Here is a 25,842-nt window from a genome sequence, read left to right on the forward strand (position 1 = left end):
CTCGTCATCCTGAGCATCGCGAAGGATCTCCTAAATGGGGCATGGACTAGGTGCCCTCATTAATTCATGAGGATGACGTGTCTCTCTTACTACTGGCGTTAGGAAAGCCTTGACTAAGCGCTACAAGTGCAAGCAAACCTTTTTTATTTACATGTTTCCCGTGAAACAATGGCTTATTCTACTAGCAAAGCCGCTATTTGCTTTTTTTGCTCTGCACTCAATACCGTTAAGGGCAAGGTAGCTTGTCCTGCTGCCTGATATAATTGACGTAGCTGAGGATCTTTAAGCGCCTCTAAATGTAAGGTAATGGTATTGATATCGCCTCGAGCCAGCGGACCGGTGAGTGCCTCATTAATGGATGCTACGTGCTGTATATTATTAATATTGCCTTGTGCCAAATTAGTCAGCATCCTTCGCGTCTGCTCCACAGGCAACCCTGCGTTTACCAGTAATTCTTCGCTGTAGGCCATAAGAGTAACTAAGTAATTTGAGGCAATGCACGCTGCGGCATGATACATGGCTTTATTTTGCGGAAGCATATTGGAGACATAAGCGCCTAGTTGGGTAAAGGAGGTTTTTAGCCAATCACAAACCGCGGCATCTCCCTCTAAGACACAATCAACCTGATGAAATGCTGAAGCGTCTACATAGCCTAGCTTAAATGCTTTTAAAGGGTGAAAGCTGGCGACGGAGCATCCTAAGTGTTTTAGGGGGGCCAGTAGCGAAGAGTTTAATACCCCACTGCTATGGACGACAAAACTTCCCGGCTTTAAATTAGCTTCACGAGCGAGCTCTGCGACTAGCTGCGCAATAACATCATCATTACAACACAACCAAGTAACATCTGCTTCTGGTAGCTGCTTAAGTTCGGCAACCGCAAGCCCTACACCAATATCTTCACAGGCTTGTACAGCACTTGTCAGGTTGCGATTGCATATCCTAAGAGAAGTAATAATTTGTGCCGCATTTAATGCGTATGCTATGTTTTTACCTAAACGCCCCGCGCCAATTAAATTACATCTCATGAAATGACAACCTTTTTATATATTGTTGCAAAAAAATGCATTTATAATGCAGTTTTTTCAAAAATCTATCACCCTTTCCCTGTATTATTGGTTATAATAGCCACAAATTGTCATTTTGGGAATTGAACTATGCCTTATTTGGTAAAAGGAAATGCACTACAACTTTTCTCCGCCTTTGGCTATCCAGAATTTGTTATGCAAACAGGAAAGCCCGATAACGCGATTGCTGTAGATTTGTCACGAACTCCTTTTTTAGGTAACGAAACCCAAGCAAACCAGCATCTTAATATATGGAGCCAGGATACGGCGGCTAAATATTATACGCAAGGCGACCAATCTGCCGAAATTCTAAAATTTCTTTTAGGTGCATGTCCCTTAAAAAAGGTAGAGGAAAATGAGGAGGAATATCAACGCAATTTTGTTTGTCAGCGCTTAGCTTATATAGATGACAATAATGAAAATTGCGGTATGGTGATTATGTATCGCCGTGATGAACCAGACCAATGGATGATAGGTTTTACTCGCAAAGCGCACATGAATCCAAGAACGCGTTCGGTAACCCTTTTTTCCAGCTTTGATTTAAATGCCCATATTAAAGATGCACAATTTGAACTAAGTTCGTGCTCGGAACCCACAACTAGAAATCAGTTTTTAGCACAGCTTAATGCGGCGGCTCCGGTTGAGTTATTGCTACTGGCGTTTAATGCAGAAAATGATGAAATTAATCCACGTTTTGAACGTATTCGCCTTCTCTTACGTTTCCTTAAAGTTAATGGAAAAAAGGCGACAATTGCAGATCCCATTGATTTGTCAAAAATTAATTTACCACAACTCTTTGCGGAAAATCCTGCATTAGACCTCATCGTGAAGTATAATGTGCCTTTCTCTATGGCGATGTTACAAGATTGTCTTTCCGAGAATAGCAAGTTACGCCATGAGTTGGAAAATGTTACCCTCAGTAGCAATGAGCAAATTAGCCGTAATTTATTGGACATGACTGCAGTGCTTTATGAAGAGGAGTTCATCAATAAAATAGAGGGTGCTTTAAATGCGAACCGCTATTTGCTCCATCCTGAATTTATAAAAGATTACAGTGGTTTTATGTGGGATAGAGAGCAAATCATCTTATTACCCATATTGCACCAAAGAAAGTATCCTAAAGAGCTTATCCATCAAATTTTATCCAATGACTATTATTTCCGACCAGTAAATCGTTTAACCCAGCTAATGCCAGGCATTGGTTTTACCCAGAATGTACCCCAGTTTTTTCAACAACCGGAAAAATTAAATGCGTTAGAATTTATTAACGATATTGCTGATGTACACGCTAAAGATTTGTGTTTGATATTATGGGCTACAAGTTCCTTAACGATAGATGGTTACAAAGAAATTGTTGCAGCAACTAATCAATATCCTTTAATGGCCTCCACTCTCGTTTCTTTGGCGAAAAAAGGGACCATTCCGGGTGGTTTTGATGGCTTGAGAAGCTTGGCATTAGCGCCGCATCAGCATTTAAAGCAATCCATTATTACCCATTTCTTTTTAGCTAATACCGAAGCGCGATATGCTAAAAGCCTCAATGCGATGACGCTGAATAAATTAGAAGCTGTAAGTGAGGCATTGCAAGTTTTGCGCAGTACAGGGGTTGGCGATCAGACGGATTATCGTATGGTACTAGGAGCCGGTAAGGAAGGGACAACCCTGCGTACTCTTTTACCGCCCCTGGCTGCAATTAAGGATAGCGAACAGCGCCGACTATTAGTCGATGTTCTTTATGCTGGTGTCAGGAATGGGATTCCCATCCAAGGAGATGTAGTTCTTAAGATAAAAAATCAAGAGCATCAGGCCGTTGCTAAAAAATTGCGTGAACGTTTCATCTGTGTAACCCAATTGCAGGATTTAGACTTTGATCTTGATATGATTGCTTTTGCAGCGCGGGAAAATGATAAAAAAGCAGAATGTTTCCGCAAAATTATTTTATCTGTTGAGGATGAGTGTAAGAAAATTTCTTCGCGCTTATCTAAGTCCTATTTTTACCTAGAGATGGGGAAAGAGTGGGAAAAAGATGAGGGAGATTATCGAAAGAGCTTATACGGTATAGCCTATAGAGCATTGATAAGCGCAGGAGACGATGCGCAAGCAGCCTTTAACGAAGCTAAAAAACAGATACAGGAAGTTGAGAAAAAGATGTTAGCTACGGTTGATCCGGCACCAAGTCCCGAAACCTCAAAATTGCTTCTTTTTCTTTCGGATGCACTCATTTTTATTACTAATGCGGTTATTAGTTTACTTAGTGCAGGCTTGTGTAATTATTTTAAAGAAAAAGCTACGGGTAACTATTGGTTTTTCACACAAACTCGCTCGGGTGAGGCTGTGCGTATGTTCACTAAGGAAATGATTAATTCTTTAGAGCCTGAGGCCTCAACGCTCGGGCATACTTTCTAAAATCACCTGCCACTTATTTTTTCACCTTATTAATTGGTTGGACTATCTAGTTCAACCAAGCTCTTTCCCTGTGAAAAATTGTCCAACATTGTGCTAAATAGTTCCAAAGATTCTTGAACTTCTTCAATATTTCTGCTTAATATGAACTATTCTTTAAGGATTATTGCGATCTAATGGACGAGACATGGTAAGTATTCCCAAAAAAGCGTTGGCAAGATCAAAGTTGACTTTAGGCAATAGAGTTGGTGATGGCTCTCATAAAGTCTGGCATGCTAAATATATTGAGGACGGTGCGTTAAAAGAGGGTTTTTTCAAGGAGCTTGAGCCGGAAAGAAATTTCCCCGAGTTACTTGCCAACGGCAGTGTAGCTACATCAACTATTCTAAAGTTATCTCAGGAACGAACCGCAGAAGAGCATTTAGTTTGTGGTGATGAAGGTCAAGTGCTCGGTATTTTCTCATTGAAACTGGAAGGGTTTAAGCCCTTTAATATAAAAGGTGAGCCTATCCCTAGTGATAGCATTGAAAGAGAACAGGTTATCCCTTCGACGGACACCTTGATTCATGAAAATACGATCGAAATTATACTGAGTCGCCAGGTTTTTGGAGATAATGATCCGCATCCGCATAATCTGAGTTTAAAAGGCGGGATTGACTATGACATGTTTTGGTATGAGGAGTTTTCCAACTTTATCAAAAGACCTCGTACCTGCATTGAATTACCGAAAAAACGTATCGATTTTACCGTTCGTGATTACGAGCGTTATCCCTGTTGTGTTGATGCCAAACCCTATCATTCTCCTACTTATGCGCATCCTGGCCAAGGAAGTATTACTATTCCTGTACCTGAAGTGGTGCAAACCACGGTTTTACCCAGTACGCTACCCAAGGTTTATGCGGATTCAGAGCAATTTGTGGGTTTAGCAGCCCGTCATGAAGCACACGCGCAAAAGGTTGCTGCGGCATTAAAAATTTTATTAACTTTTCAACCAGAAGTTCTCTGTAAACGCTTGTTTGATGAGTTTGAATCTTTAGATGAAAATGAGTACCAGCGCATAATAAAGAAGCATGGAAGTTTATTAAATTGGGCGGAACACTCTGACGAATATGAAAGCGCTAAAACGAGCACAAGTTCCGAAGATAAGCTTATTTTGACCACTAGACCCCTCGATTATACTTCTTTAGGGCAAACTATTCGCTCGGAATGTGAACAGTCCTTTCCCCATTTATACAACGAAAAAACGAATAGAAAAGCTTTTATTAATTTCATGATGAAGATATTCCAGGCACGTTACGATAGCTTTTATCGGGCTGTCGTTTTCTATATGGGGTGTGAGGATAATGGTTTTGGGGTATCCCTTTTACCGACCCATGAAGAATTATTCCGTAAGCCGTCCATCTATAAAAATATCCAAGAATGGATGGAAAAGCAAAATGAGTCAATTACTGATCCTGCATGTAAATATAATATAGAGGAGCTGCACCAACGTTACCATCAGGTTTGGCGTGATGCTTATGCGCCTCGATTAAGAGCCTTATTACGCGATGCACGCAATTTAACTAAAGAATTAGCTAAGTTAGTTGCTGAAAAAGGTGATGTGGTCATCGTGGAAACAGCAGATGCTCTAGAGGTTACTGATAGTGATTTGACGGATGTATGGCAATTGTTTGGGACATTAAAAAATATTGCCATTGATGTGAAAAAGGAGTCCATTAATAGTGGCAGCACTCCAATAAATAACAATGGCGCCTCTTTAGATAAGGCACTAGAGTATATGGTTGAATTTACCAACCAGCTGCAAAACATTATCACTCAATATTATGGGAAGAAAGGAGATATCTTACTTCCAAGCGATAATCAGGAGTTTACCCAAAACATATTAAATCTATGCTTTGAGTATTCTGATAAGATTACAGACGCTTTAGCTCATACTACAAGCTATGCTAAGGATAAATTTGGTCCTATTATTAATGAATTAGAGCAGTTTGCTTTACAAGCTAGATTTAGTAAGCACTTACGCGCAACCGACGAGGAAATGTTAAAAGTACCTACAACAATCAAAAGAGAGATACTTCCACTTACTCATGAGCAGGTTATTGACGAATTTAATGAAAAGTTATTTGCTTGGGTTGATACTCTGTCTGCAGAAACATTTAAGCAGTACATATATGAAATCATTGATACAAAATATAGCTCAACCCTTGAACTTACCCGCACCCGGGGTGGCCCAACGAAAGAATATTTAGAGAAAAGCACCGAAAGTAATCATAATAAATTGGCTTATATATTAAGCTCCGGGAAGACAGAAGATGGAGCCTTAAACACCTGCATTATTCGGGAGCTTACCCCATGCATGTTGCAAAAAAATTACATTGCCAGTGTTTCAACTGCTTTGCGAAACGGTAGCTTTGAAGCCAATATTAATGTGTTTACCAAAACAGCGGTCAGTTATGCCAAGCATAGTAATGCTTTTGTGCATTTATATAATATGGCCGGGCTTTCTTTGGTCTATAATACGGTATATGACTGGGTAGAAAAAATTTCCAAGACGAATAAAGAGCGATTACGTCTTATAAAAAATGCCGCGTTAGGCAAATATGAAGAGGGGTTATCTAAGGTTAATTCGTTCTTTTTTTGGTCCAAGGCTTCCAGGAAAGAAGAAATTAATAACTATTTTCGCCAATATGATGCGCCCACGGCTTTGGCTATGGCCTTTATGAAGGGAGAGCTTACATCGACCGCCAGCTCTCAATTATTCTTGGATATTATTCAGCAAATAAAGGATGATATTAAAAAGAATCCTGAGTTAAAAAAGCAGCCCGGTTATGCATTAATAGAGTTATTTAAAGAAACGGAGCATAAGGATTTTTATTTAAAGTATCTCCAAGCGAAACATACTGCAGTAAGAATTCCTACAGAAAGGAAATGTTCTACTGGAGTAATGATTTAGAACCATAAATTGTGGCTGAATACAGTATGGGGTATGATGCTGGTTTTTTGATACGGTGAGTCCTTGCATGTCTATAGATTTATTAAAAACCTTTCCTCAATATGTTATTCCAAAACATGGGCTCACTGTTTTTGCCGGTTGCTTGGCAGAAGTTAAAGAGCCTCGAGTTAAGAACTACATCATTCAACGCTTTATTAAAAAGTATAAGGTGAACATGAGTGAGGCATTAATTGAAGAGCCAACTGCTTATGCCAATTTTAATGAGTTTTTTATCCGCCATTTAAAACCTGAATGTCGGCCTCTGGCACAGGCAGAAATCATTTCTCCGGTTGATGGATGTGTTAGCGAGATTGGAACTATACAGCAAGGACAGCTTATTCAGGCTAAAGGACGAGAATATTCCGTAATGGAACTTCTAGCATGTACTGAGGAAGAAGCGCAACAATTTAAAAATGGCCGTTTTGCAACCTTGTATCTATCGCCTAAAGATTATCATCGTGTACATTTGCCGATGGATGCTGAGTTGCTTTCAATGACTTACGTGCCGGGAGCTTTATTTTCCGTACAACCTATGACCGCGCGCGTTGTACCCAAATTATTTGCACGCAATGAGCGGTTAGTTATTTCCTTTGCAACGGCAGCAGGCCCGATGAAGATGGTTTTGGTCGGCGCCACAATTGTCGGCGCGATTGGTACGAGCTGGCATGGAGATATTCTACGCAGCAAACAGATAACCTCGTTTGACTATGAGCAAGATACAACCATAACGAAGCACATGCTCAAGGGCAGTGAGGTTGGCTATTTTAAACTGGGCTCTACGGTAATTTTATTATTTGCTGATGGCAGCAAAGTTCAATGGAGCAATCATTTGAAAGCTGAAAGTGTGATCCGCTTTGGAGAGGCAATGGGGAGTCTCAGTTAGTTTTTTTCGTTTGTAGGCGGGACTTAAGCCGAAAGCTACTTACTTAGTAAGCATTCACGCTGTATGTATTCTACTAAAATTAAATAAAAACTGCTGTCATTGCGAACCAAGTGAAGCAACCCAGTACTGGGCCTTAACGAAGCATCGTTCTGGGTTGCTTCGCCAGGGCTCGCAATGACAAAATTTACATATCTCGTAAAGGCTTACCTTACTTAAGGCTTGAGTGGCAGGTCATTCCTGAGCATGCGAGGGATCTCCTAATGTGGCGGGTGTTAATTCGTGCCTGCAAGAGATCTTTGTCGGAAGTTTATTCTTAACTCAGCGCAAACGGCATCCCCAAATTTTTTGCCATGGCATTTTGATATACTACGGATGCCACACTAACATCCTGGATTGAAAGTCCAACTGATTTAAATACGGTAAGACGATTTTTATCCTCAGCATTTTTATGCCGCAACCAAGTGCCAAGCTCAATAATTGATTCAGGTTGCAGTTGCTTTTGGGTAATCGCGCTCATAATCTCTCCGGACTCGGCCAAGACCGCGCTTAATTGATCGGCAATAACCACAGCTTTTCCCAGCACCTCATTAGCGACTTCTTTCATATGCACCGTATGCGAACCAATGGCATTAATATGGACATGTTCTTGCAAGTCTTCAAGATGAATCAGTGGTTCACTACTACCTGTCGCGGTACAAATAATATCCGCATGTTTGACAGCTAAGGATACCGACTCATAAGCCTTAATCTCATAACGACCGGCAAATTTATCCGCAAATTTTTGCGCTTTTTGCGCATCACGAGACCATACAGACACTTTAGTTATATCACGCACAGCAGTTACGGCCTCCAGTTGGGTTTCCGCTTGTACTCCGGAGCCAATAATTGCCACATGCGAGGCATTTTCTCGGGCCAAATATTTAGTTGCTAAACCTGAAACGGCTCCCGTTCGCAAAGCGGTTAAAAATCCTGCATCCATTAAGGCTTTGGGCTCTCCTGTCTGAGCATCCAGTAACATGATAAATCCTGTGATTGACGGTTTATTACGCAGGGAGTTATTAGGAAAAATGGAAACAACTTTTAGGCCTAGAGCTTTATCAGCAGCAAGGTAAGCAGGCATGGTTAATGTAAGTGCCTGTTCCTCGTCAATAGTAATCCCTGTGCGCAAAGGTAATTTAGCTTGATTTTCTGCCAATTGAATAAAAGCACGCTCCATGGCGTCAATGGCCTGGAGCATATTAATACTTTGCTTTACGTCATTAAGAGAGAGCAATTGCACCGTCATCACACAATCCTTGAGTAGTTAGTATCTGCAAAAGTGTATTGCATTATGCGGTTAATGGCCACTGCCCAGTGGATTAAAGTATAAAGCGAATCTCTCTTTGCGCATTATTCACAGGCTCATCTGCGACAATTTTATTATTGACAATGTCACTGTAGAAGGCTGTGGTATCCTCATGCCGGCCAGTTCGCGGATTTTTTAACGCATTATCTGCATGGGCTTGTATGTCGGCCCATAACTTTTGTGCTATCGCAGGATCGGAGAGATGCGATTCATTCTTTTTAATAAGCTTATAAATGTCAAAAACACGATGTGGAACACGTTTTTCGCTACCATCCGCTAATTGAAGCATTAAGCCTCCTTTCCACAATAGGTAATCACCAACGGTAAATTGGGTATTTTCAATAACTTGTTTAATTTGCATTATTTTTTCGGCAACGTTAAGTTCTGCTCGAATCTGCTTTTTAAATGCACGGATATCAAATGCCAAAAATGGCTCTTGTTTGGGTTGAACTTCTGGAACTTGTGGGAGCCTCGCTTCTGGAGCTTGTTGAAAATGCATGTTATTAATTTCTGTCTCAACATCTTGCCGGTATAGACTATTAATCGCTCCAGGATTATCGGTGATACAGGTTACATCATCCCATAAGGAGTCAAGCGAATAAGTTTTACCGTTTTGCCCACGGAACACGTTCCAGGTATGAGCCCCTTCCCTAAAATCTTGGCGGTGATGAATGACTTCCCCTTTTAGTAAACCATCTTGCACTAAACGAGATAAGAAATAAGCATTTAATAGCGTATGATGGCGGCAAACACCTTGTCTTTGCATGATGAAGTCGCTAAGAGGAATGATTCGTTTACCATCACGTAAACATTCATTAATAAATGCCTCAGGTTTGCTCCCCGTAAGGCAAGAGCGCGTTAAGGTTTTTACCGTTTCTAAGATTTGCTGAGGGTCAGAGGTTATGGGTAACTGCGCTTTTAATAGATTATAAAGCGCTTTCAAAGTGGGATCATTAGGGTCCAGCAGAATTACTTCTCTTTTTGTCGAGGAGCCTGCAGAACATAATTTTTGATTAAAGTTACGTGTTTCTCGACTCACCATAGGGACAAATTCATTTTCATGCATAACGCCATCAACACCATTTTTCTCCTGCACTAGAGGATTATGTTTTACGGCTAAATAAGTTCGTCCATTTAGGGGTTTAACTGGTGGATGCGCAGGTTCTTGCCGATGGGACTGAATTTGTTGTAGCAATACATTAAATTGTTGATCGGCATGGAGCCTTTGAATATTGGCTTGCAGCATTTCTCGTGCAAGTTCTTTATTAATTGCCGCAACACGGATTACTTGTTTTACCAAATTCTCATGATGCGCTTTAGCAAATTGAAGTAATTGTTCTTTTGGTATTACCTGCGGTATGCAGGCTACAAAACGATTGGGCTCCTTAAACAAAAGAGCAGCCGCTTCTTTATCTCTAAGTGCTAAGTTAAATAACAGGCGCGTCATTTCCTTTATCACATTAAGATCATTAATCTGCTCTCGTTTTTTTAATACTTGTTGAACAACAGAAGCGGGGGTGAATGGCATAAACTGTACCTTTAAGCATAAAGCATTTCGTTTATTATAATAAATATTTATTAACGCAAGCTTAAATGGAGTTTTAAGGTAACGGGGGCCTTAATGTATACGGCGTAATTAAGGATTTCGGAATAAAGAATATATATTTAGTTTTATTAATGGTACCGAGAAGAGGACTCGAACCTCCACGGGGTTACCCCCACTAGCACCTGAAGCTAGCGTGTCTACCAATTCCACCACCTCGGCATTCGCGGCTAAGGTACTCATATTTTGCAAGTCTGTCAATGGTTTTTAGTATTAAGTGTCACAAACACATTAAGGCGAATAAAATTGTGGCATTTACACGGAAGGTCATCTAGAAAGCTTCTGAATGAGGCAGGTATTAGTTGGTGCCTCATTCAGGACTTCTTCGTCGTAAACTTATAAGGATAATATATTTTTAAGATTCTTGGGCGTAAGGCTCTCCCGCCTTTAGAATCCGCTCACGAACACCCTGCCACATACCTACTGCTGGTGGTAATTCAATAACGATACATTGTGCAGTTGAAGCGTCTGCCTGCCGGAGCTGATAGTATAAATCAAAGGCTGCTTGTTCTGGGTTATCCGCAAGTTGATGGTAATGTTGCGCATCAATCGTTGCAGGCTGTTTGTTGGCAATCGCATAAATTAAGCCGCTGTGGTGTTGGCAAAATTGTGCAAGACTTTCATAATCTGCGAAATAGTATAAAGTTTTATGTGGCTGATAATGGCTATCTAATTTGCCCGGAACCCTAAGAGTACTCTGCTCATTATTGGACTGTGTTGTTATCACTGTGGCAATGGCTTGCTCGTCAATAAGCCCATGGCGCAAGATCTGATAGGTGTCCGGTTTACTGGCATCTACTATAGTTGATTCAATTCCCACGGTACAGCGACCACCATCCAATATTGTTAATTCCTGTTCGGAAAATGATTCTTTCACATGTAGGGCAGTTGTTGGGCTTACTTTACCAAAGGGATTGGCGGAAGGCGCAACAACCGGAACCTGTAATTTGCTTAATAGTTCTTGAGCGAGGGGGTGGGCTGGGCATCGAATGGCGACAGTGGTTTGCCCTCCCGTAATCACCGGATTTACTTGTCCAGGCTTGCAGCGCAAGACTAAAGTTAAGGGTCCAGGCCAGAATGCATTAATAAGTTGTTTTGCATAATCCGGGATGTGTTCCACTAATGAGGATAAATCCCAATTTGGAGCTACGTGGACGATCAATGGATGATTTAAGGGCCGATTTTTCATCGCAAAAACGGCTCTGATGGCCTCTTCATTATCAATGGGAGCGGCTAAACCATAGACTGTTTCTGTAGGGATGGCAACGGGAGTCCCCGCGCGTAAATCGCGAACGGCAAGATCAACATCAGTAGTAATTAAGGGCATATCCAAGTCTCAGTAATAATCTACCCTCATGTGTAGATTTAAAAAACTAATTATTTTTACACAATTAGGCCTATTAATGAAATAGTATTAGGAAAATTCTCATTATTATCCGCACTTTTTGCCTTTTTAAAGTCCCCTGCATAGAATGAACTTATCATTAATTTGGGATTATCTGATGTCACTCATACTTTTGGAAAAAATACTCGATGCTTATTTTGCCTGCCTTCCAAGAAAAACACCAAGGCCTGAGCAGGTATCCGCTGCACGTTTAATCGCTCATCGTGGGGCTCATGACCATGCACATGGAGTAATTGAAAATACACTAGCAGCATTTCGTTTGGCTGCAAAAGCTGGGTGTTGGGGAATTGAGTTGGATGTACATGCCACTGCCGATCAAGTGCTGGTGGTAAATCATGACCCTACCTTAAAGCGTTTATGGGGGCAGGAGTTAACCATCGCCAAAATGCCTTTTGCCGCGTTACGAGCTCAGGTTCCGCAAATACCAACCCTTGCAGAGGTTGTTAGAGAATTTGGTGGGCGTGTGCATTTATTTATTGAATTAAAAACACCATTGCCGGAAGAGGCTTTGGTCGCTGTTTTGCAGGACTTAAGGCCTGTAAGGGATTATCACTTACTGAGTTTAAATAGCACGTGCTTTCAATTGTTATCCCAATTTCCTAAGCAGGCTTTATTGTTGGTTGCCGCGCATAACAATGTGGGGACATTTTGTAATCTAAGTCTTAGCCAACAGTATGGCGGCGTATTAGGACATTATTTATTAATCACCAATAAATTCGTACGCCGTTTATTTGCTGCGCAACAAATGGTCGGAGTAGGTTTTGTTGATTCCAAAAATAGCTTATATCGTGAATTGAATCGAGGGGTTTCTTGGATTTTTACTAATCGGATCAATAAGATAAGCACATTTTTGCAGCAATAAGGAATCTTTTGGGGTGTAAAAACTTTACTGGAGGCTCTTTTTTTATCTATATAGAGCAATGCCTTCTCATTGACGGCATGAATTAGTTATGATTTGATACAACAAACCCATTTAGGTTTAGTTTTGATTTCTCTTTGTCTATGGATAATGATAAATCAAGTGACTTTAGAGTTTACAAGGATTTACGTTATGGGATGGATGGGAAATATTGTCAATGCAGCAATTAATACGGCAGCAAGTGTATTGGATACCGCAGGCTCTATTGCTTGCAGTGTTGGGGGATTAGGTTTTGCCACCGCCCAGGCAATCGATAAGACCTTTCAGGGGGCGTATGCGGGCTCAGCAGTTGGCTGGGGAGGATTAGATGTTTCAGGAACTTTAGACCAATTATTCGGTATTAACTATACCTTGCCGCTGCGACTTAGCAAAACTATGGATGGGCAGAAGCTGTTTCACACGACCGATTATGTAGAACCGGGGATGATCTGCATGATTAGCGCGGTGATTCTAAGCTCCGGAGTTACCTTAAAAGGTTTAGGAAGCACCCTTAAAAAATTTCAGCAATACCGTTATGATGCTCAATTTACCCAACAAAATTATGGTACTACCATTGAGAGGCCAGCAGCTCGTGAAATAGTGCAATCCCAACTGACCTCCCTAAGCAGTTCTCTCACAATCGCCATGTTGAGTTATAACACGGGAATTTGCCTGGCTTATTACTCTAATTTCTTGAATTCAGCGCTGCGTCTGACTTACCCACTTAAAGGAACCCAGTATGCGGATGGTGTTTATTACCATGGACCGCTTACTAGCACCACGCACCCCATCGCTGTTACCCTAGATCCACAGCAATTAACCGTAGACCTTCCTTTTATTGGCAATGTCTCTTTGCTGTTGAATATGGCGTTCAATGGCACTGCCAACATAACTGCCGGTGCGGGAATTTTCTTTAAAGAAAATGGTCCTACCCCTATTGATCCTTCAGTTGCCCTAACAGCTAGCGCGGTCGGTGGCTCAAGCGCTTATTTGTTAAGTAATTTTTTTGCGCGCAGAGAGTCTGAGGCCCGTGATCACCGCTTAATTAAAGCGGCAAGAACAGCGATATTTTCTATTCAAGAAGAGGAAGAGCAAACCTTGCTTACTCTGCGGGTATAAGGGAGCGAAGAGGGAAGGATTCATCATTTTTCCATAACATGACTTTGTTCCCAACCACCACCCAGGGCTTGAAATAGCGCCACTGTATCTGACAGACGATTGGCTTGTGCTTGAATTAAATTCAATTTTGCTTGCTGATAATTTTGTTGACTAAGAAGCAGTGCTGCTTGACTGGTATCTCCCAGTGCCAATTGGCGTTGATAAATAGTAAGACTAGTACGTGCAGCCTGTTCTGCTTTACTGGCCGCGTCTAAGCCCAGAGCATCTGTTTGCAAGGCCTTTAATGTATCGGCCACATTCTGGTAGGCATTGATAACGGTGGAGCGGTATTGGGCTGCTGCTTGCCTATAGGTGGCTTCTACTGCCCGTTGTCTATGACGTAGTGCTCCGCCGCTGAAAATTGGCTGAGTAATAATACCCGCTACCGCCCAAAAGCGGGTGTCTGGCCGAAATAAAGTGCCTATGGTGGTTGCTGCGGTCCCAAGATTGGTACCATCAATTGTAAAATTTGGGAGGCGATTGGCAATGGCCACCCCAATGAGCGCATTTGCAGCATGCATTTGCTCTTCGGCGGCGCGAATATCTGGACGATGCTCAATGAGTGTTGAGGGGATAGAAATTGGTAGCTGAGTCGGTAAATGTAATGAGCTTAAATAAATTTTAGGCGTGCTTGGATCATCAGGAAAGCGTCCCGTTAATGAATTTAATAAGTCGCGCTGAATGACAAGTTGTTTTTGTAAAGGAGGCAGGCTGGCAATTGATGTCGCTAAGGCTGCTTGTTGAACTGCTACATTGGCAAGAGCCGTATCCCCTAATCTTAATTGTTGTTGCGTAATTGCTAAGAGTCTTTTTTGTTGGGTAATGATTTTTTGGGTGGCAGCAATTTGTTCGCGTAACGCCGCTTCTTGAATTGCCGCAGTGACCACATTGGCCGTTAAGGCTAAATAGGTTGCCTCCAATTGGAAGCGTTGGAATTCTGCTTGCGCCATTAATGACTCCAATTGACGCCGGGTGCCGCCAAAAACATCAACGGTATAAGAGACAAATACTTGTCCGGTAAATAAAGAATATTGATATTGGTTGCTGGCTAACACGCTGGTGAGAATATTTGCGGTTTTTTGCGTAGTGGGATTAAATGATACGCCCACTGCAGGCAAAAGTGCTCCTCGCTGGGCGTAGGCGGTTTCTAAAGCCGAGCGTAGAGCTTCTTGAGCGGCACCTATACTGGGATTATAGCGCAGACTGGCGTCGACTAATTCATTTAATGGTTCGGAATTAAATAATCGCCACCATTGCCTAGGTAACTTTTGATTGGCAACGAACGTCTGGGCTGCGCCAAATCGCGTTTTATTTGCGCCTGCCGTTTTCGCTCCCGGTGCGGGCTTGGTATAACTTTCAGGTAGTGGGGGCGCAGGCCTTTTATAGTTAGGCCCGACCGCGCAACTATTGAGTAAAAGAAGTAGTAAACTGATACGTACTAAATTATTATTCATCATACTTTATTGCCCTCATGACGTTCCCTCGGACGTTTATGCTCAAGAAAGCGAACTAAGGCATAGTAATACGTAGGCAAAATAAATAGGGTTAACAAGGTTGACACGGCTAAGCCTCCAACTATAACCGTTGCCAATCCACGCTGCACATCCGTTCCTACTCCAGTAGCTAAGGCTGCGGGCAGCATACCGAAAGAGGCTACGGTCGCTGTCATGAGCACGGGACGTAGACGTTCGGCTGCTCCGTCAATTACCGCGCGATTAAGCGAAGGATTAAGTTTGCGTACCCGGCGAATATTCGCCACCATGATGATGGCATTTTGGATGGAAACTCCAAATAAGGCGATAAAGCCCACTGCGGTTGCCACATTGATGGTTTCCCCAGTTAAATGGAGGGTAATAAGACCACCTAAAGTCGCCATGGGGACTACTCCAAGAATGAGAAATACTAAATGTAATTTTTGAAATTCGAAAAATAAAAGCAAACCCATAAGAATGAGCATGATTCCCAAAATATAAACCAAACGCTTCTCTGCTCGTTCCTGACTTTCAAATTGCCCGGCCCATTCTAAGCGAAATTGTTTTTTATCAAAGTGGACCTTTTCGGCAATTTTTTGTTTGGCTTCATTGAGGTAAGAGGTCAGATCGCGCCCACGATTATCCATACGCACCGTAACTTCACGCTCTCCTTGTTCATGCGCAATATTACTTTCTCCAGTGCGATATTCTAAGGTAGCCAGTTCTGATAAGGGGATTTTGGCACCACCAGCACTATTTACAAATAAATTACCCAAAGCTTGGATACTATTTTTTTCTGCCTTGGAAAAACGCGCGGTGGCATTATAGTTACGATTTTCTACATAAATTATAGTAATGGGGGCGCCACCTAATCCTGTTTGAATTAAATTGGTCACATCCGCAACATTAATTCCGTAACGGGCAATTTTATCGCGATCTACTTTAATTGTAATTTGGGGAATGGGCGGTTCTTGGAAGATGGAAGCAGACGCCGTGCCTTTAATGTGTTTTAGCACCTCGACAATTTCACTACCAATACGGCGCGCTTCGTGTAAGTCATTGCCATAAATACGTAAAGCAAGCGGGCTATGTGCACCGCCCACCAGATCATTAACATTGTCAACGATGGGTTGACTAATTCCAATGGTATAACCTGGCATTTGCGAAAATTCCTGCGAGAGTCGCGAGATAAGTTGTTGCTTTGATTCTCTTTTGGGCCATTCGGCATATGGTTTTAAACCAACAGGAACTTCAATGTGTGAGGGTGTCCATGGATCAGTACCATCATCATTGCGACCTAATTGGGTTACTACAAAAGATACTTCAGGATGTTTTAAGAGGTTTTCTCGCAGTGTACTTGCCATCTGGTTCCCTTTTTCCAGAGAAAGACCTGGGGGTAAATCGACTTGCAACCATAGGGCTCCTTCATCGAGTTCGGGTAAGAACTCACGGCCGGCAGTAGCACCAAGCACTATGATTAACGCTAAAATAATGAGGCCTAAGGCATAGGCAATGCCTGGGCGTTTAATTAAATCACGCAAAAGTTCGCGATAGCGCAGGGTTAACCAGATGAGCACTTGATTATGATGTATTTTTTGGGGTTTACGTAAAGCAGTGTAGGCTAATCCCGGAATCAGCACAAAAGAGCAGACTAACGCTCCTAAAAGCGCAAAGCTCACCGTATAGGCCATGGGTCTAAAGAGTTTGCCTTCGGCATGTTCAAAAGCAAACAGAGGTAAATAGGCAGAAATAATAATTAAAGTAGCAAAGAAAATAGGGCGTGCTACTTGGTTTGTGGCTTTTAAGGTATCATCTATTGAAAGAGGCACATTGGGAAGCGCTTCTCGGCGACGTAAAATGGTTTCCATAACTACAATAGCACCATCAACGATAACCCCAAAGTCAATTGCACCTAAAGAGAAGAGGTTGGTAGGCATTTGTGTTAAATTCATAAAAATGAATACAGATATTAAGGCTGCGGGTATGGCAACGGTCACGACTATGGCGCTGCGAAAGCTACCTAAAAAAAGCATAAGCACAATGCACACGATGGCAATACCTTCAATGACCGTATGCGTAATTTTATGAACAGTTAAATGGACTAAATCATCTCGATCAATATATGGAACGATGGATACTCCCATCGGGGTTAACCGCTCTTGTAATGCATTAATTTTTGCATGCAAACCTTCCAAGATTTTGCCGGGATTTTGTCCTTTGCGCATAAGGACAATCCCTTCTATTGTATCTGGATTGTGGTTTTTACCAAGGATTCCCTCGCGCTCTTTATGTCCAAATTCTACCTGTCCTAAATCGCGAATGAGTATGGGTGTACCTTGATGCTGCGTAACAACAACTGCTCCGAGTTCCTCTAAGGTGCGGATTTGTCCCATACCGCGAATAATATAGCTTAGGTCTCCACGCGAAACGCGACCACCGCCAGCAAAGGCAGAATTAGCGTTAATCGCATTGGTTACATCGGCTAGGGATAAATTAAAACGCCGTAATTTCATTGGGTCTAGGGTGAGTTGGTACTCTTTGGTAAATCCCCCAAAATTATTGACTTCGGCAATACCCGGCACCTGCTTAATCGCGGGCATAACGATCCAGCGTTGTATTTCCGATAGTTCCATTAGATTTTTAGTGTTGGATTCTAAAGTATAACGGTAAATTTCACTGCCAGAGCCGGTTAAGGGATCCATGATCGGCTGAATGCCAGCGGGAAGGCTTAGCGAGCTCAAGGCTTCTAATACCCGGGCGCGCGCAAAATATTCGCTTGCTTCATCTTTGAAGATCATCGTAATTAACGAGAGGGCAAATGTACTGCTTGAGCGTAGTTCTGATAAATAAGGTACGCTGACCAGTTCACGTTCGAGTGGTATCGTCACTTGCTGTTCAATTTCTTCAGCCGCTAATCCAGGTAGCTGGGTGGCAATGGACACGCGCACGTCATCGAGTTCCGGATAGGCTTCAATGGTCATTTGCGTGCTGGAAATATAACCATAAATACCAACTAAAAGAGCGGCTCCCCAAGCAATACGACGACGTCGAAAACATAGCGCAATCAGCTTATCAATCATTGATAAGTATCCCTCCTGCGGCGACAATACGATCACCTGGTTTTAGCCCAGAACGAATGCGAACATAGTTTCCATCCTCAGGCCCGAGTACCACCGTACGCTGCATAAAGGTCCAGGGAGCAATTTCTATAAAAACAGAGGTGGTGTCATTATGCATAAGTAAGGCGGATAATGGGATTATCGGTTGTTCTTCTTGGGGAATTTCGGTCTTAATAGTGGCAAACATATTGGGTTGCAAACGCTCATCAGAGTTTAATAGAGCAATGCGCGATTTATTGCAACGAGTGTCTGGATCGAGAAGGTTATTTGTAAAGGTAATGGTGCCATTCCACGATTGTTGGGGATAAGCGGCTACATACACGGTTACTTTTTGCCCTTTTTTAACCCAGGGGACGGTCTGTTCTGGAACACAAGCGGTAACCCATACGACCTGATTATTGGAGAGATTAAAAAGAGGTGTGCTCTGATCAGTAATATAGGCACCATTCCCATAATTTAGCGCGGTAATCTTACCGTTAATAGGAGCCAGTATTTGCAATAAACTTTCTTTATTTTGCCCTAGTGCCTCTAATGCGGTTTGGGCACGCTGCATCTCTGCTTGGGCCTGCCGGTAATTATTTTTTATTTGCTCTACGTCTTTAATAGAGTTTGCGCCAGCTCGATTAACTTTTTGGGCGCGACTCCAGGCTTCTGTTGCTTGTTTTAATGCACTTTGTGCTTTGATTTTATCAGCATAGGCTTGGGCCATCGCCGGCGATTGCATGGTGGCTAAAACTTGACCTTTTTCTACGGTATCACCTAGCTGAATGTTTAAACTTACCAGTTGTCCAGTTAAGGGCGGTAAAATTGCAATGCTGCGGGTTTGCTCGGCATCTACTACTCCCGCAAGTGTAATAATATGAGGAGCATGAGAGGCTTTGATGGTTTGTACATTTAGCTGCGCACGCAGTGGTGAGTGTTCGGGAACTTTGATGCGATTGCCTTCGCGTATAAGCATTGGTTCGTGGTTGTTATTTTTAGTATGGTTTCCTAAGGTCCAAAAATAAAACACGATAAGTATTAATAATAACAAGAGGACTGCGGCGATCTGCATTATTTTTTGTTGACGATAAGGGAGTTTTTTATAGCGATCGCGTTGGGCCGAGATCAATGAATGAATGTCCATAAATCCAATCTTTGTTATTTTGTTTATTGATTGACCCTAACTTAGGGTTGGGAAGAAGGTCCATTTGTCTTTTGATATCATCAACTAAACTGCAAAATTAAGCAAGAGTTGAGTGTTTGGGAAGCTAGGCGGGGCTTTAATTAATGGCGCAAGCCCAAGGGCTTGCCATTATTTACGATATGGGCGCTAGCGCTCCAGTATGGCAACAACACCCATGCCACCTGCAGTACAAATGCTTACAAGAATCCGTCCTTTGCCCGCTTCAGCAAGTATTTTGGCAGCCGCACCGACAATACGCCCACCAGTCGCAGCAAAAGGATGGCCTAAGGCTAGGCTTCCACCTTTAACATTCATTTTTTGCACGTCAATACTTCCTAATGGCTTATCGCGGTGCAATATTTTTTGGCAATATTCAGCAGACTCCCAGGCTTTTAGGGTACATAATACTTGCCCAGCAAAGGCCTCGTGAATTTCATAAAAATCAAAATCTTGTAAGGTGAGATTATTGCGCTCCAACAGGCGGCTTACCGCAATGGTTGGTGCCATCAAGAGCCCTGCGCCATGAACATAATCTACCGCCGCCACCTCGCAATCGACAAAATAGGCAAGGGGTTCTAATTGATGCGCTTGGGCCCATTCGGGAGAGCCTAATAAAACAGCAGAGGCACCGTCGGTTAGTGGGGTAGAATTCCCCGCAGTTAAACTACCAGTGGCTGATTTATCAAAAGCGGGTTTTAATTTAGCTAATTTTTCTAGAGTTGTTTCTTTGCGGGTAATGGTGTCTCGCGTTAAAGTATCCATGGGGACAATTAAATCATCATAAAATCCCGCATCATAGGCTTTGATGGCATTTTGATGGGAGCGAAAAGCCAGCTCATCTTGAGCTTCCCGGCTGATTTTCCATTCTTTAACCATGAGTTCGCAATGTTCGCCCATCGATAATCCGGTACGGGGTTCGCGTACTTCCGGCAATAAGGGTTTTAGCATACTGAGGCGGAATTTTTTGCTGACTTGTAATTTTTCTTTCCAACCCTTCGCCTGTTGAAATTCGATTAAAAAATGCGTGAGACGGCGTTGGCCAATTAAGGGAATATCCGAATTGGTATCAGTACCGCCACCAATGCCGCTGCTCATTTGTCCACTGGCGATTTTGAGGGCCACCAGATTGATGGCTTCAAGGCCTGTGCCGCAAGCACGCTGTATGGTTAGGCCAGGTGTTTCTGGCGATAGCGCACTTCCTAGAACGACCTCACGGGAAAGGTTCCAGTCAAAGGGATGATTAATTACTGCGCCGGCGATTACATCGCCTAAACATTCGCCCTCAATTTTGCTTTTCTTGATGAGGCCAGCAACCGCAGCACCTAATAAATCCTGATTGGACTTACCAGTATAAAGCGTTTGAGATTTAACAAAAGGGGTACGGGAGCTCCCTAGAATTGCGACTTTTTTAGCCATGTTCATGATTTCTCCTTCTATCCTATTTAGCATAGACTAAAAAGGACGCTATACTTTTAATCTGGAGTGAATTTTAAGGCTGTAAGGGTGGAAAATGAAGCGGATAAGGATCATCTCAATAGTTAGGTAAGCTGATTGCAACTCATGGCGCCTTTGGGAGCATTATTCTCCCAAAGGCGGCGATAAATTCCTGAGGTAAGCACCCTTAGCTGCACTTGTTAGATTAAGAAACTACCACAGCTTGAGTTAGTTCACTGGTTGGTGCTTCTTGCGAAGTGTTTTTTACGGCAAAAAATCCTCTTTTACTCAATGCATTAATTAGTTCTTCCGTGGATAATTTATTAATTAATTCTTCCGCTTTAACTCGCTCTACTTGCTGTTGGCGGCGATCACCGAGCTGGGTAATTCGCTCTATTTGCTGACGCAGGGCATCGAGTTGTACTTTATAGTCCTCATTATTTTGCTGCAAATTGCTTTGGGTTGTAGCCAGTTTTTTTTCTGTTTCACTAATAGTCTGGCCAAGAGAATTAAATTTCTCATCTTGAGTGACAAAAAATGCATCCAGACGTTTTTTAAAATCTTCTTGCTGTTGTTCGCCAACAAGGGATGTTTCAACTAGTTGAGCTACAGTGTCTTGCAGTGTAAGCACAGTTTTTTTCGTTTTTTCTAGCTCCAATGCCAATTTTTCCTCTATAAAGGTAAACTGCTCTATTTTGTTCTTTAGAGTTTCTTGGCTAATACGATAATTTTCCGTGGCTTGTAAAAGCTTAATCTCATTGATTTCTAGTAAGTCTTTTTTTTCCTGTATTTTCTCTTTCAAGGCAGTTGCTGCCGCCTCTAAGGACTCCTTGGTTTGCTTTAGGGATTCAGTTAGTTCCGTTGCAGCTTTAATTTCTTGGCCCAATGTTTCCAATTTTTCGGTTAACTCTACATTGCTCTCATGCAGGATAGAGTTTTCTGCGCTAAATTTTTCAACTTCTTCACCTAATTTTTGGCGTATTTTATCTAACGCCGTAATGGTTAGCTCTAAAAGATTGGCCAGCCCTAAAACCCCTTTAGTTAAACTGTCAATGATATTTACAGTGTGATTATGATGATCATCGAGAATAATTCCACCACCAGCATAAGCAAGAGTGGTAATCCCGCACAATGCCAGTAAAAACCCAACATTAGCAACCAAACCTAAAATTAATGTAGGGACGGTCACGGTGAGCCCACCCATGACTTTTTGCCATAAGGGCAGCTCGCCCCAATAGTCTGCTGCACGCGAGAAAAGGCTGGGATTTTTTTCCATGCTTTTAATGGTAACGACTAGACTTTCTTTGATTTTTTTAAAAATATCTTCGGTGATGAGTAATTTTTCAATATCAGTTTTCTCATCGGATTGTGCTTTCTTGATTAGCAATTCAATATCAAGTGTTTCAGGAAGAGCCTCGGGTGTCTTTACATGGAGAAGTGCTTCCTGCGCTACGACATGATCTTTGATGATTACTTCATTTTCTTTGGTAGCCATAATCAGTTCCTTTGACTAAGAATTTCCCTGTAATTTTTATTTTTAACCAAAAAATAGGATAAAACAAGTAAATAATTTTCATTTAAATTCAAATTGTTACAAGAAAAGCAAACATTGAGTTCAAAAAAAGAACATATTAGTGCTTTCAGCAATGGTAAGGACGGCTATTATCATGCTATTGCCTTGTTTTTACAATATTTTTTCCAAGCCACTAGCAATAAAATGTAAAAGGTGCCAATTAAAGAATCTATTATTTGTATTTTTTAATTATTTTGTGCCCTAATTTTAAGACAGATGTCCTAAAAAGAGATATACTGGTTTGTTGTGTTTATTCTAGCTGGTTTTTAAGAAAAGGTAGTATTTTTTATGACATTTAGCATTGGTCAACGGTGGATAAGTAATACTGAATCGCAATTAGGCTTGGGGATTATTACAGATTTAAGTAGCAGGCAAGTGAGCATCAGCTTTCCTGCTGCGGGTGAGGAACGTATTTATTCTACGGATAATGCGCCATTGAGTCGCATTATTTATAAAGAAGGCGAAGAAGTTGTTACCAGTAAACAGCAGAAAATACGACTAACTCACATTGAGGAGCGTCAGGGACTGTTTTTCTATAGTGGTATTGATGAGACAGGGGATGAAATCCAAATAAGTGAAGTTTCATTAAATTGTTTTATTAACTTAAATACGCCACAACAACGACTTTTTAGTGGTTTGTTGGATAAGCTAAGTTCTTTCCGTTTAAGAGTTGATACTTTAAATCATGCCAGCAGGTTACAGCAATCTAAGGTTCGTGGATTATTAGGCTCGCGTACCAGTCATTTACCACATCAGGTTTATATTGCCAGCGAAGTAGCGCAACGCCATGCACCGCGTGTACTACTCGCGGATGAGGTGGGGCTAGGTAAAACCATTGAAGCAGGGATGATCCTCCATTACCAATTGTTCACTGGACGCGCTAATCGGGTATTGATTGTGGTACCGCAATCATTAATTCACCAGTGGCTTGTGGAAATGATTCGTCGATTTAATCTGCATTTTTCGATTATTGATGCCAGTCGTTATAAAGAAACGCCCGATACTTATGGTGAAGATGATTATGACTATGACGAGGAATTGGACGAAAATGAAGTAAAGCCCAATACAGCCAATCCTTTCGAAACCGAAACCTTGGTTTTATGTAGTTTAGATTTCCTCATGGAACATGATGAGGCTCGTGAGCAAGCGATTGCAAGCGGCTGGGATTTATTGGTTATTGATGAAGCGCATCACTTGCAATGGTCAGAAACGGATGTAAGCCCTGAATATGAATGTGTGGAAGCTTTAGCTGCTCAAAGCAAAGGTTTGCTCCTACTAACGGCAACCCCGGAGCAAGCAGGGATCGCCAGTCATTTTGCCCGCCTGCGCTTGCTGGATCCTTCTCGATATTATGATCTTGCCGCATTTAAGAAGGAAGAAGAAGGATATCAACAGATTAATCAGTTGGTACAAGAACTTTTAGCCTATGATACTCATACACCATTAAGTCAATTACCCTCGCAATTAAGGCAGCAGTTGGATGCTTACTTAGGTGCAATAAAAGGGGAAGACATCCAGGGGGTTATTAAAAACCTCTTAGATCGCCACGGAACTGGCCGTGTATTATTCCGTAACACCCGTGCCGCAATTCAAGGATTCCCACAGCGTCATGTACATGCCTATCCTTTGGAGCGGCCAGAGCTTTACTCCTCGCTTGCAGGACAATCTGGAGTTACTAATTTATCCCCAGAGAATTTCCTAAATAAAGAGCTTTGGTTAGGGCGTGATCCGCGAGTTGCTTGGCTTGCTAATAAAGTTAAAGAACTCTTCCCGCAAAAAGTCTTGGTGATTTGTGCTAAAGCAAAAACAGCGATTGCTTTAGAACAACACTTTAAATTAAGTGCAGGTATTCGTAGTACGGCCTTCCATGAAGGTTTATCCATTATTGAGCGCGATCGTGCTGCAGCTTATTTTGCTGAGGAAGAGGAGGGCGCTCAGGTAATGATTTGCTCCGAAATTGGCAGTGAGGGGCGAAACTTCCAATTCGCGCATCACTTAGTTCTATTTGATTTGCCCATAAACCCCGATCTCCTAGAACAGCGTATTGGCCGTCTGGATCGTATAGGCCAGCAGCATGATATTGAAATTCATGTTCCTTACCTAATGAATACAGCTCAGGAAAAACTGTTTCGTTGGTATCATGAAGGGATAAATTTATTCGCGAAGAGTTGTTCAGTTGGCTTTTCACTTTATGAAGAATTTGCGGAACGTTTATTGCCTATTTTAGATCAGGCCATGAACTCCACCGATGACACCCTACTCAATCAGCTCATCGCGGATACTCAATTGCGTACCGAACAAATTAATCAAGCCTTGCATGAGGGACGAGATCGTTTATTGGAGTTGAATTCCTGCAATATGTCTCAAGCTCAAACGTTGATCGCCGACATTGAAGCGGAAGAAAACTGCTTGGATTTAGAAAACTACATGGCGCAAGTGTTCCATGAATACGGTATTGATCATGAATACCATTCTGAAGGCACTGAAGTTTTACATCCTACGGATCATATGAAAACTAGCCATTTCCCAGGATTAAGGGAAGAGGGGGTGACGGTTACTTATGCTCGTCCTAAAGCATTACAGCGCGAGGATATGGAATTTTTGAGTTGGGAACATCCCATGGTTAGTGAAAGTATGGAAATGATTCTCGATTCAGAAGTGGGTAATGCAACCTTAGGAACGATTTCGGTGAAAAGTATTGCACCAGGCACCGTATTTTTAGAATCATTCTATACGATCAATTGTGCTTCGCCCAAACATTTGCAATTGGATCGCTTCTTACCATTAACACCAATTAGGGTATTTATGGATGTTTCCGGTAAAAACCTCTCTAAGGTCTTGGACTACACGCAATTGAACCAGATGTGCCAATCGGTTAAACGTCATTTGGGTTATCCAATCATCACCCAAATACATGAGATGGTAGAAACCATTTTGGCAAAGACCAAACTAGTGGCTGAAGGGCAATTAGCTGAGATTGTTGAGCAGGCAAAAGAGCAAATGCGTAAAAGCATTCGCTATGAGGTGGAGCGGCTTGAGGCGTTGCAAGCAATTAACCCTGCTATTCGTCAGGATGAAATTGATTTTTTCAAACAGCAGCTTAACGATAGTGAGCATTATATGGATAGTGCGGCTTTGCAATTGCAAGCGCTTCGAGTTGTTATTAATAAGTAGTACATCCTAAGAAAAAGCTGGGCCTCGAATGCAGCAAAACCATATGCTGCATTCACAGGTTCGCTCTTGAAACTTAGGTGATGTAGCGTTTCATCTCAACTATAAATTTGCTAGCTTCTTATAGCTATTTTCCCAGCACCCCATTTGGTGGCTT

At 42.1% G+C, this 25,842-nt stretch carries 15 protein-coding genes and 1 tRNA gene; 6 read left to right on the forward strand and 10 right to left on the reverse strand.

What is annotated here, in order from left to right:
• Positions 1 to 173: 173 nt before the first annotated feature.
• Positions 174 to 1,025: a Rossmann-like and DUF2520 domain-containing protein gene (locus BN3124_RS08140; protein WP_058534301.1), complete on the reverse strand. Its 852-nt coding sequence runs from the start codon at positions 1,023 to 1,025 to the stop codon at positions 174 to 176.
• Between the two features lie 129 nt (positions 1,026 to 1,154).
• Here BN3124_RS08140 and BN3124_RS08145 point away from each other — a divergent pair, with 129 nt between their 5' ends.
• The 3 genes from BN3124_RS08145 (at position 1,155) to asd (ending at position 7,342) form a co-directional block, all read left to right on the forward strand.
• Positions 1,155 to 3,470: a hypothetical protein gene (locus BN3124_RS08145; RefSeq protein WP_058534302.1), complete on the forward strand. Its 2,316-nt coding sequence runs from the start codon at positions 1,155 to 1,157 to the stop codon at positions 3,468 to 3,470.
• Positions 3,471 to 3,654: 184 nt separating this feature from the next.
• On the forward strand, positions 3,655 to 6,420 hold the full coding sequence (locus BN3124_RS08150) for a hypothetical protein (RefSeq protein WP_058534303.1): 2,766 nt from the start codon (positions 3,655 to 3,657) through the stop codon (positions 6,418 to 6,420).
• Positions 6,421 to 6,487: 67 nt separating this feature from the next.
• Positions 6,488 to 7,342: an archaetidylserine decarboxylase gene (gene asd, locus BN3124_RS08155; protein WP_058534304.1), complete on the forward strand. Its 855-nt coding sequence runs from the start codon at positions 6,488 to 6,490 to the stop codon at positions 7,340 to 7,342.
• 313 nt (positions 7,343 to 7,655) lie between these two features.
• Here the strand turns inward: asd and BN3124_RS08160 are convergent, their stop codons facing one another.
• The 4 genes from BN3124_RS08160 to BN3124_RS08175 all read right to left on the reverse strand — a co-directional run bounded on the left by BN3124_RS08160 (position 7,656) and on the right by BN3124_RS08175 (position 11,617).
• On the reverse strand, positions 7,656 to 8,627 hold the full coding sequence (locus BN3124_RS08160) for an ornithine cyclodeaminase family protein (RefSeq protein WP_058534305.1): 972 nt from the start codon (positions 8,625 to 8,627) through the stop codon (positions 7,656 to 7,658).
• Positions 8,628 to 8,700: 73 nt separating this feature from the next.
• The gene (locus tag BN3124_RS08165; RefSeq protein ID WP_058534306.1) at positions 8,701 to 10,215 is read right to left on the reverse strand and encodes a hypothetical protein; all 1,515 of its coding nucleotides are present in this window, start codon (positions 10,213 to 10,215) and stop codon (positions 8,701 to 8,703) included.
• 150 nt (positions 10,216 to 10,365) lie between these two features.
• Positions 10,366 to 10,452 (reverse strand) — tRNA-Leu (locus BN3124_RS08170).
• Between the two features lie 193 nt (positions 10,453 to 10,645).
• Positions 10,646 to 11,617, reverse strand: coding sequence for an L-threonylcarbamoyladenylate synthase (locus BN3124_RS08175; protein ID WP_058534307.1), 972 nt, complete (start codon positions 11,615 to 11,617; stop codon positions 10,646 to 10,648).
• A gap of 175 nt (positions 11,618 to 11,792) precedes the next feature.
• Between BN3124_RS08175 and BN3124_RS08180 the strand changes: the two genes are divergently transcribed.
• A complete protein-coding gene (locus BN3124_RS08180) occupies positions 11,793 to 12,557 on the forward strand; it encodes a glycerophosphodiester phosphodiesterase (RefSeq protein WP_058534308.1) in 765 nt (254 codons plus the stop codon).
• Between the two features lie 189 nt (positions 12,558 to 12,746).
• Positions 12,747 to 13,712 carry a hypothetical protein gene (locus tag BN3124_RS08185; RefSeq protein ID WP_058534309.1) on the forward strand — a complete coding sequence of 322 codons (966 nt, stop codon included), beginning with the start codon at positions 12,747 to 12,749 and terminating at the stop codon, positions 13,710 to 13,712.
• A 23-nt stretch (positions 13,713 to 13,735) separates the two neighbouring features.
• On the opposite strand, the gene BN3124_RS08190 is transcribed toward BN3124_RS08185, so the two are convergent.
• From BN3124_RS08190 to BN3124_RS08210, 5 genes are all read right to left on the reverse strand, one after another.
• Positions 13,736 to 15,208: an efflux transporter outer membrane subunit gene (locus BN3124_RS08190; protein WP_230849120.1), complete on the reverse strand. Its 1,473-nt coding sequence runs from the start codon at positions 15,206 to 15,208 to the stop codon at positions 13,736 to 13,738.
• Positions 15,205 to 18,303: an efflux RND transporter permease subunit gene (locus tag BN3124_RS08195; RefSeq protein WP_058534310.1), complete on the reverse strand. Its 3,099-nt coding sequence runs from the start codon at positions 18,301 to 18,303 to the stop codon at positions 15,205 to 15,207. The genes BN3124_RS08190 and BN3124_RS08195 overlap by 4 nt, the downstream gene beginning before the upstream one ends.
• Positions 18,296 to 19,468 carry an efflux RND transporter periplasmic adaptor subunit gene (locus BN3124_RS08200; RefSeq protein WP_058534311.1) on the reverse strand — a complete coding sequence of 391 codons (1,173 nt, stop codon included), beginning with the start codon at positions 19,466 to 19,468 and terminating at the stop codon, positions 18,296 to 18,298. Before BN3124_RS08200 ends, BN3124_RS08195 begins: the two co-directional genes overlap by 8 nt.
• A gap of 186 nt (positions 19,469 to 19,654) precedes the next feature.
• Positions 19,655 to 20,929 carry an acetyl-CoA C-acetyltransferase gene (locus BN3124_RS08205; protein ID WP_058534312.1) on the reverse strand — a complete coding sequence of 425 codons (1,275 nt, stop codon included), beginning with the start codon at positions 20,927 to 20,929 and terminating at the stop codon, positions 19,655 to 19,657.
• A 217-nt stretch (positions 20,930 to 21,146) separates the two neighbouring features.
• The gene (locus BN3124_RS08210) at positions 21,147 to 22,436 is read right to left on the reverse strand and encodes a coiled-coil domain-containing protein (RefSeq protein WP_058534313.1); all 1,290 of its coding nucleotides are present in this window, start codon (positions 22,434 to 22,436) and stop codon (positions 21,147 to 21,149) included.
• Between the two features lie 366 nt (positions 22,437 to 22,802).
• Between BN3124_RS08210 and rapA the strand changes: the two genes are divergently transcribed.
• Positions 22,803 to 25,688, forward strand: coding sequence for an RNA polymerase-associated protein RapA (gene rapA / locus BN3124_RS08215; protein ID WP_058534314.1), 2,886 nt, complete (start codon positions 22,803 to 22,805; stop codon positions 25,686 to 25,688).
• Positions 25,689 to 25,842 lie beyond the last annotated feature (154 nt).

The organism is Legionella saoudiensis (genome assembly GCF_001465875.1).
In the GTDB taxonomy this organism is placed as follows: domain Bacteria; phylum Pseudomonadota; class Gammaproteobacteria; order Legionellales; family Legionellaceae; genus Legionella; species Legionella saoudiensis.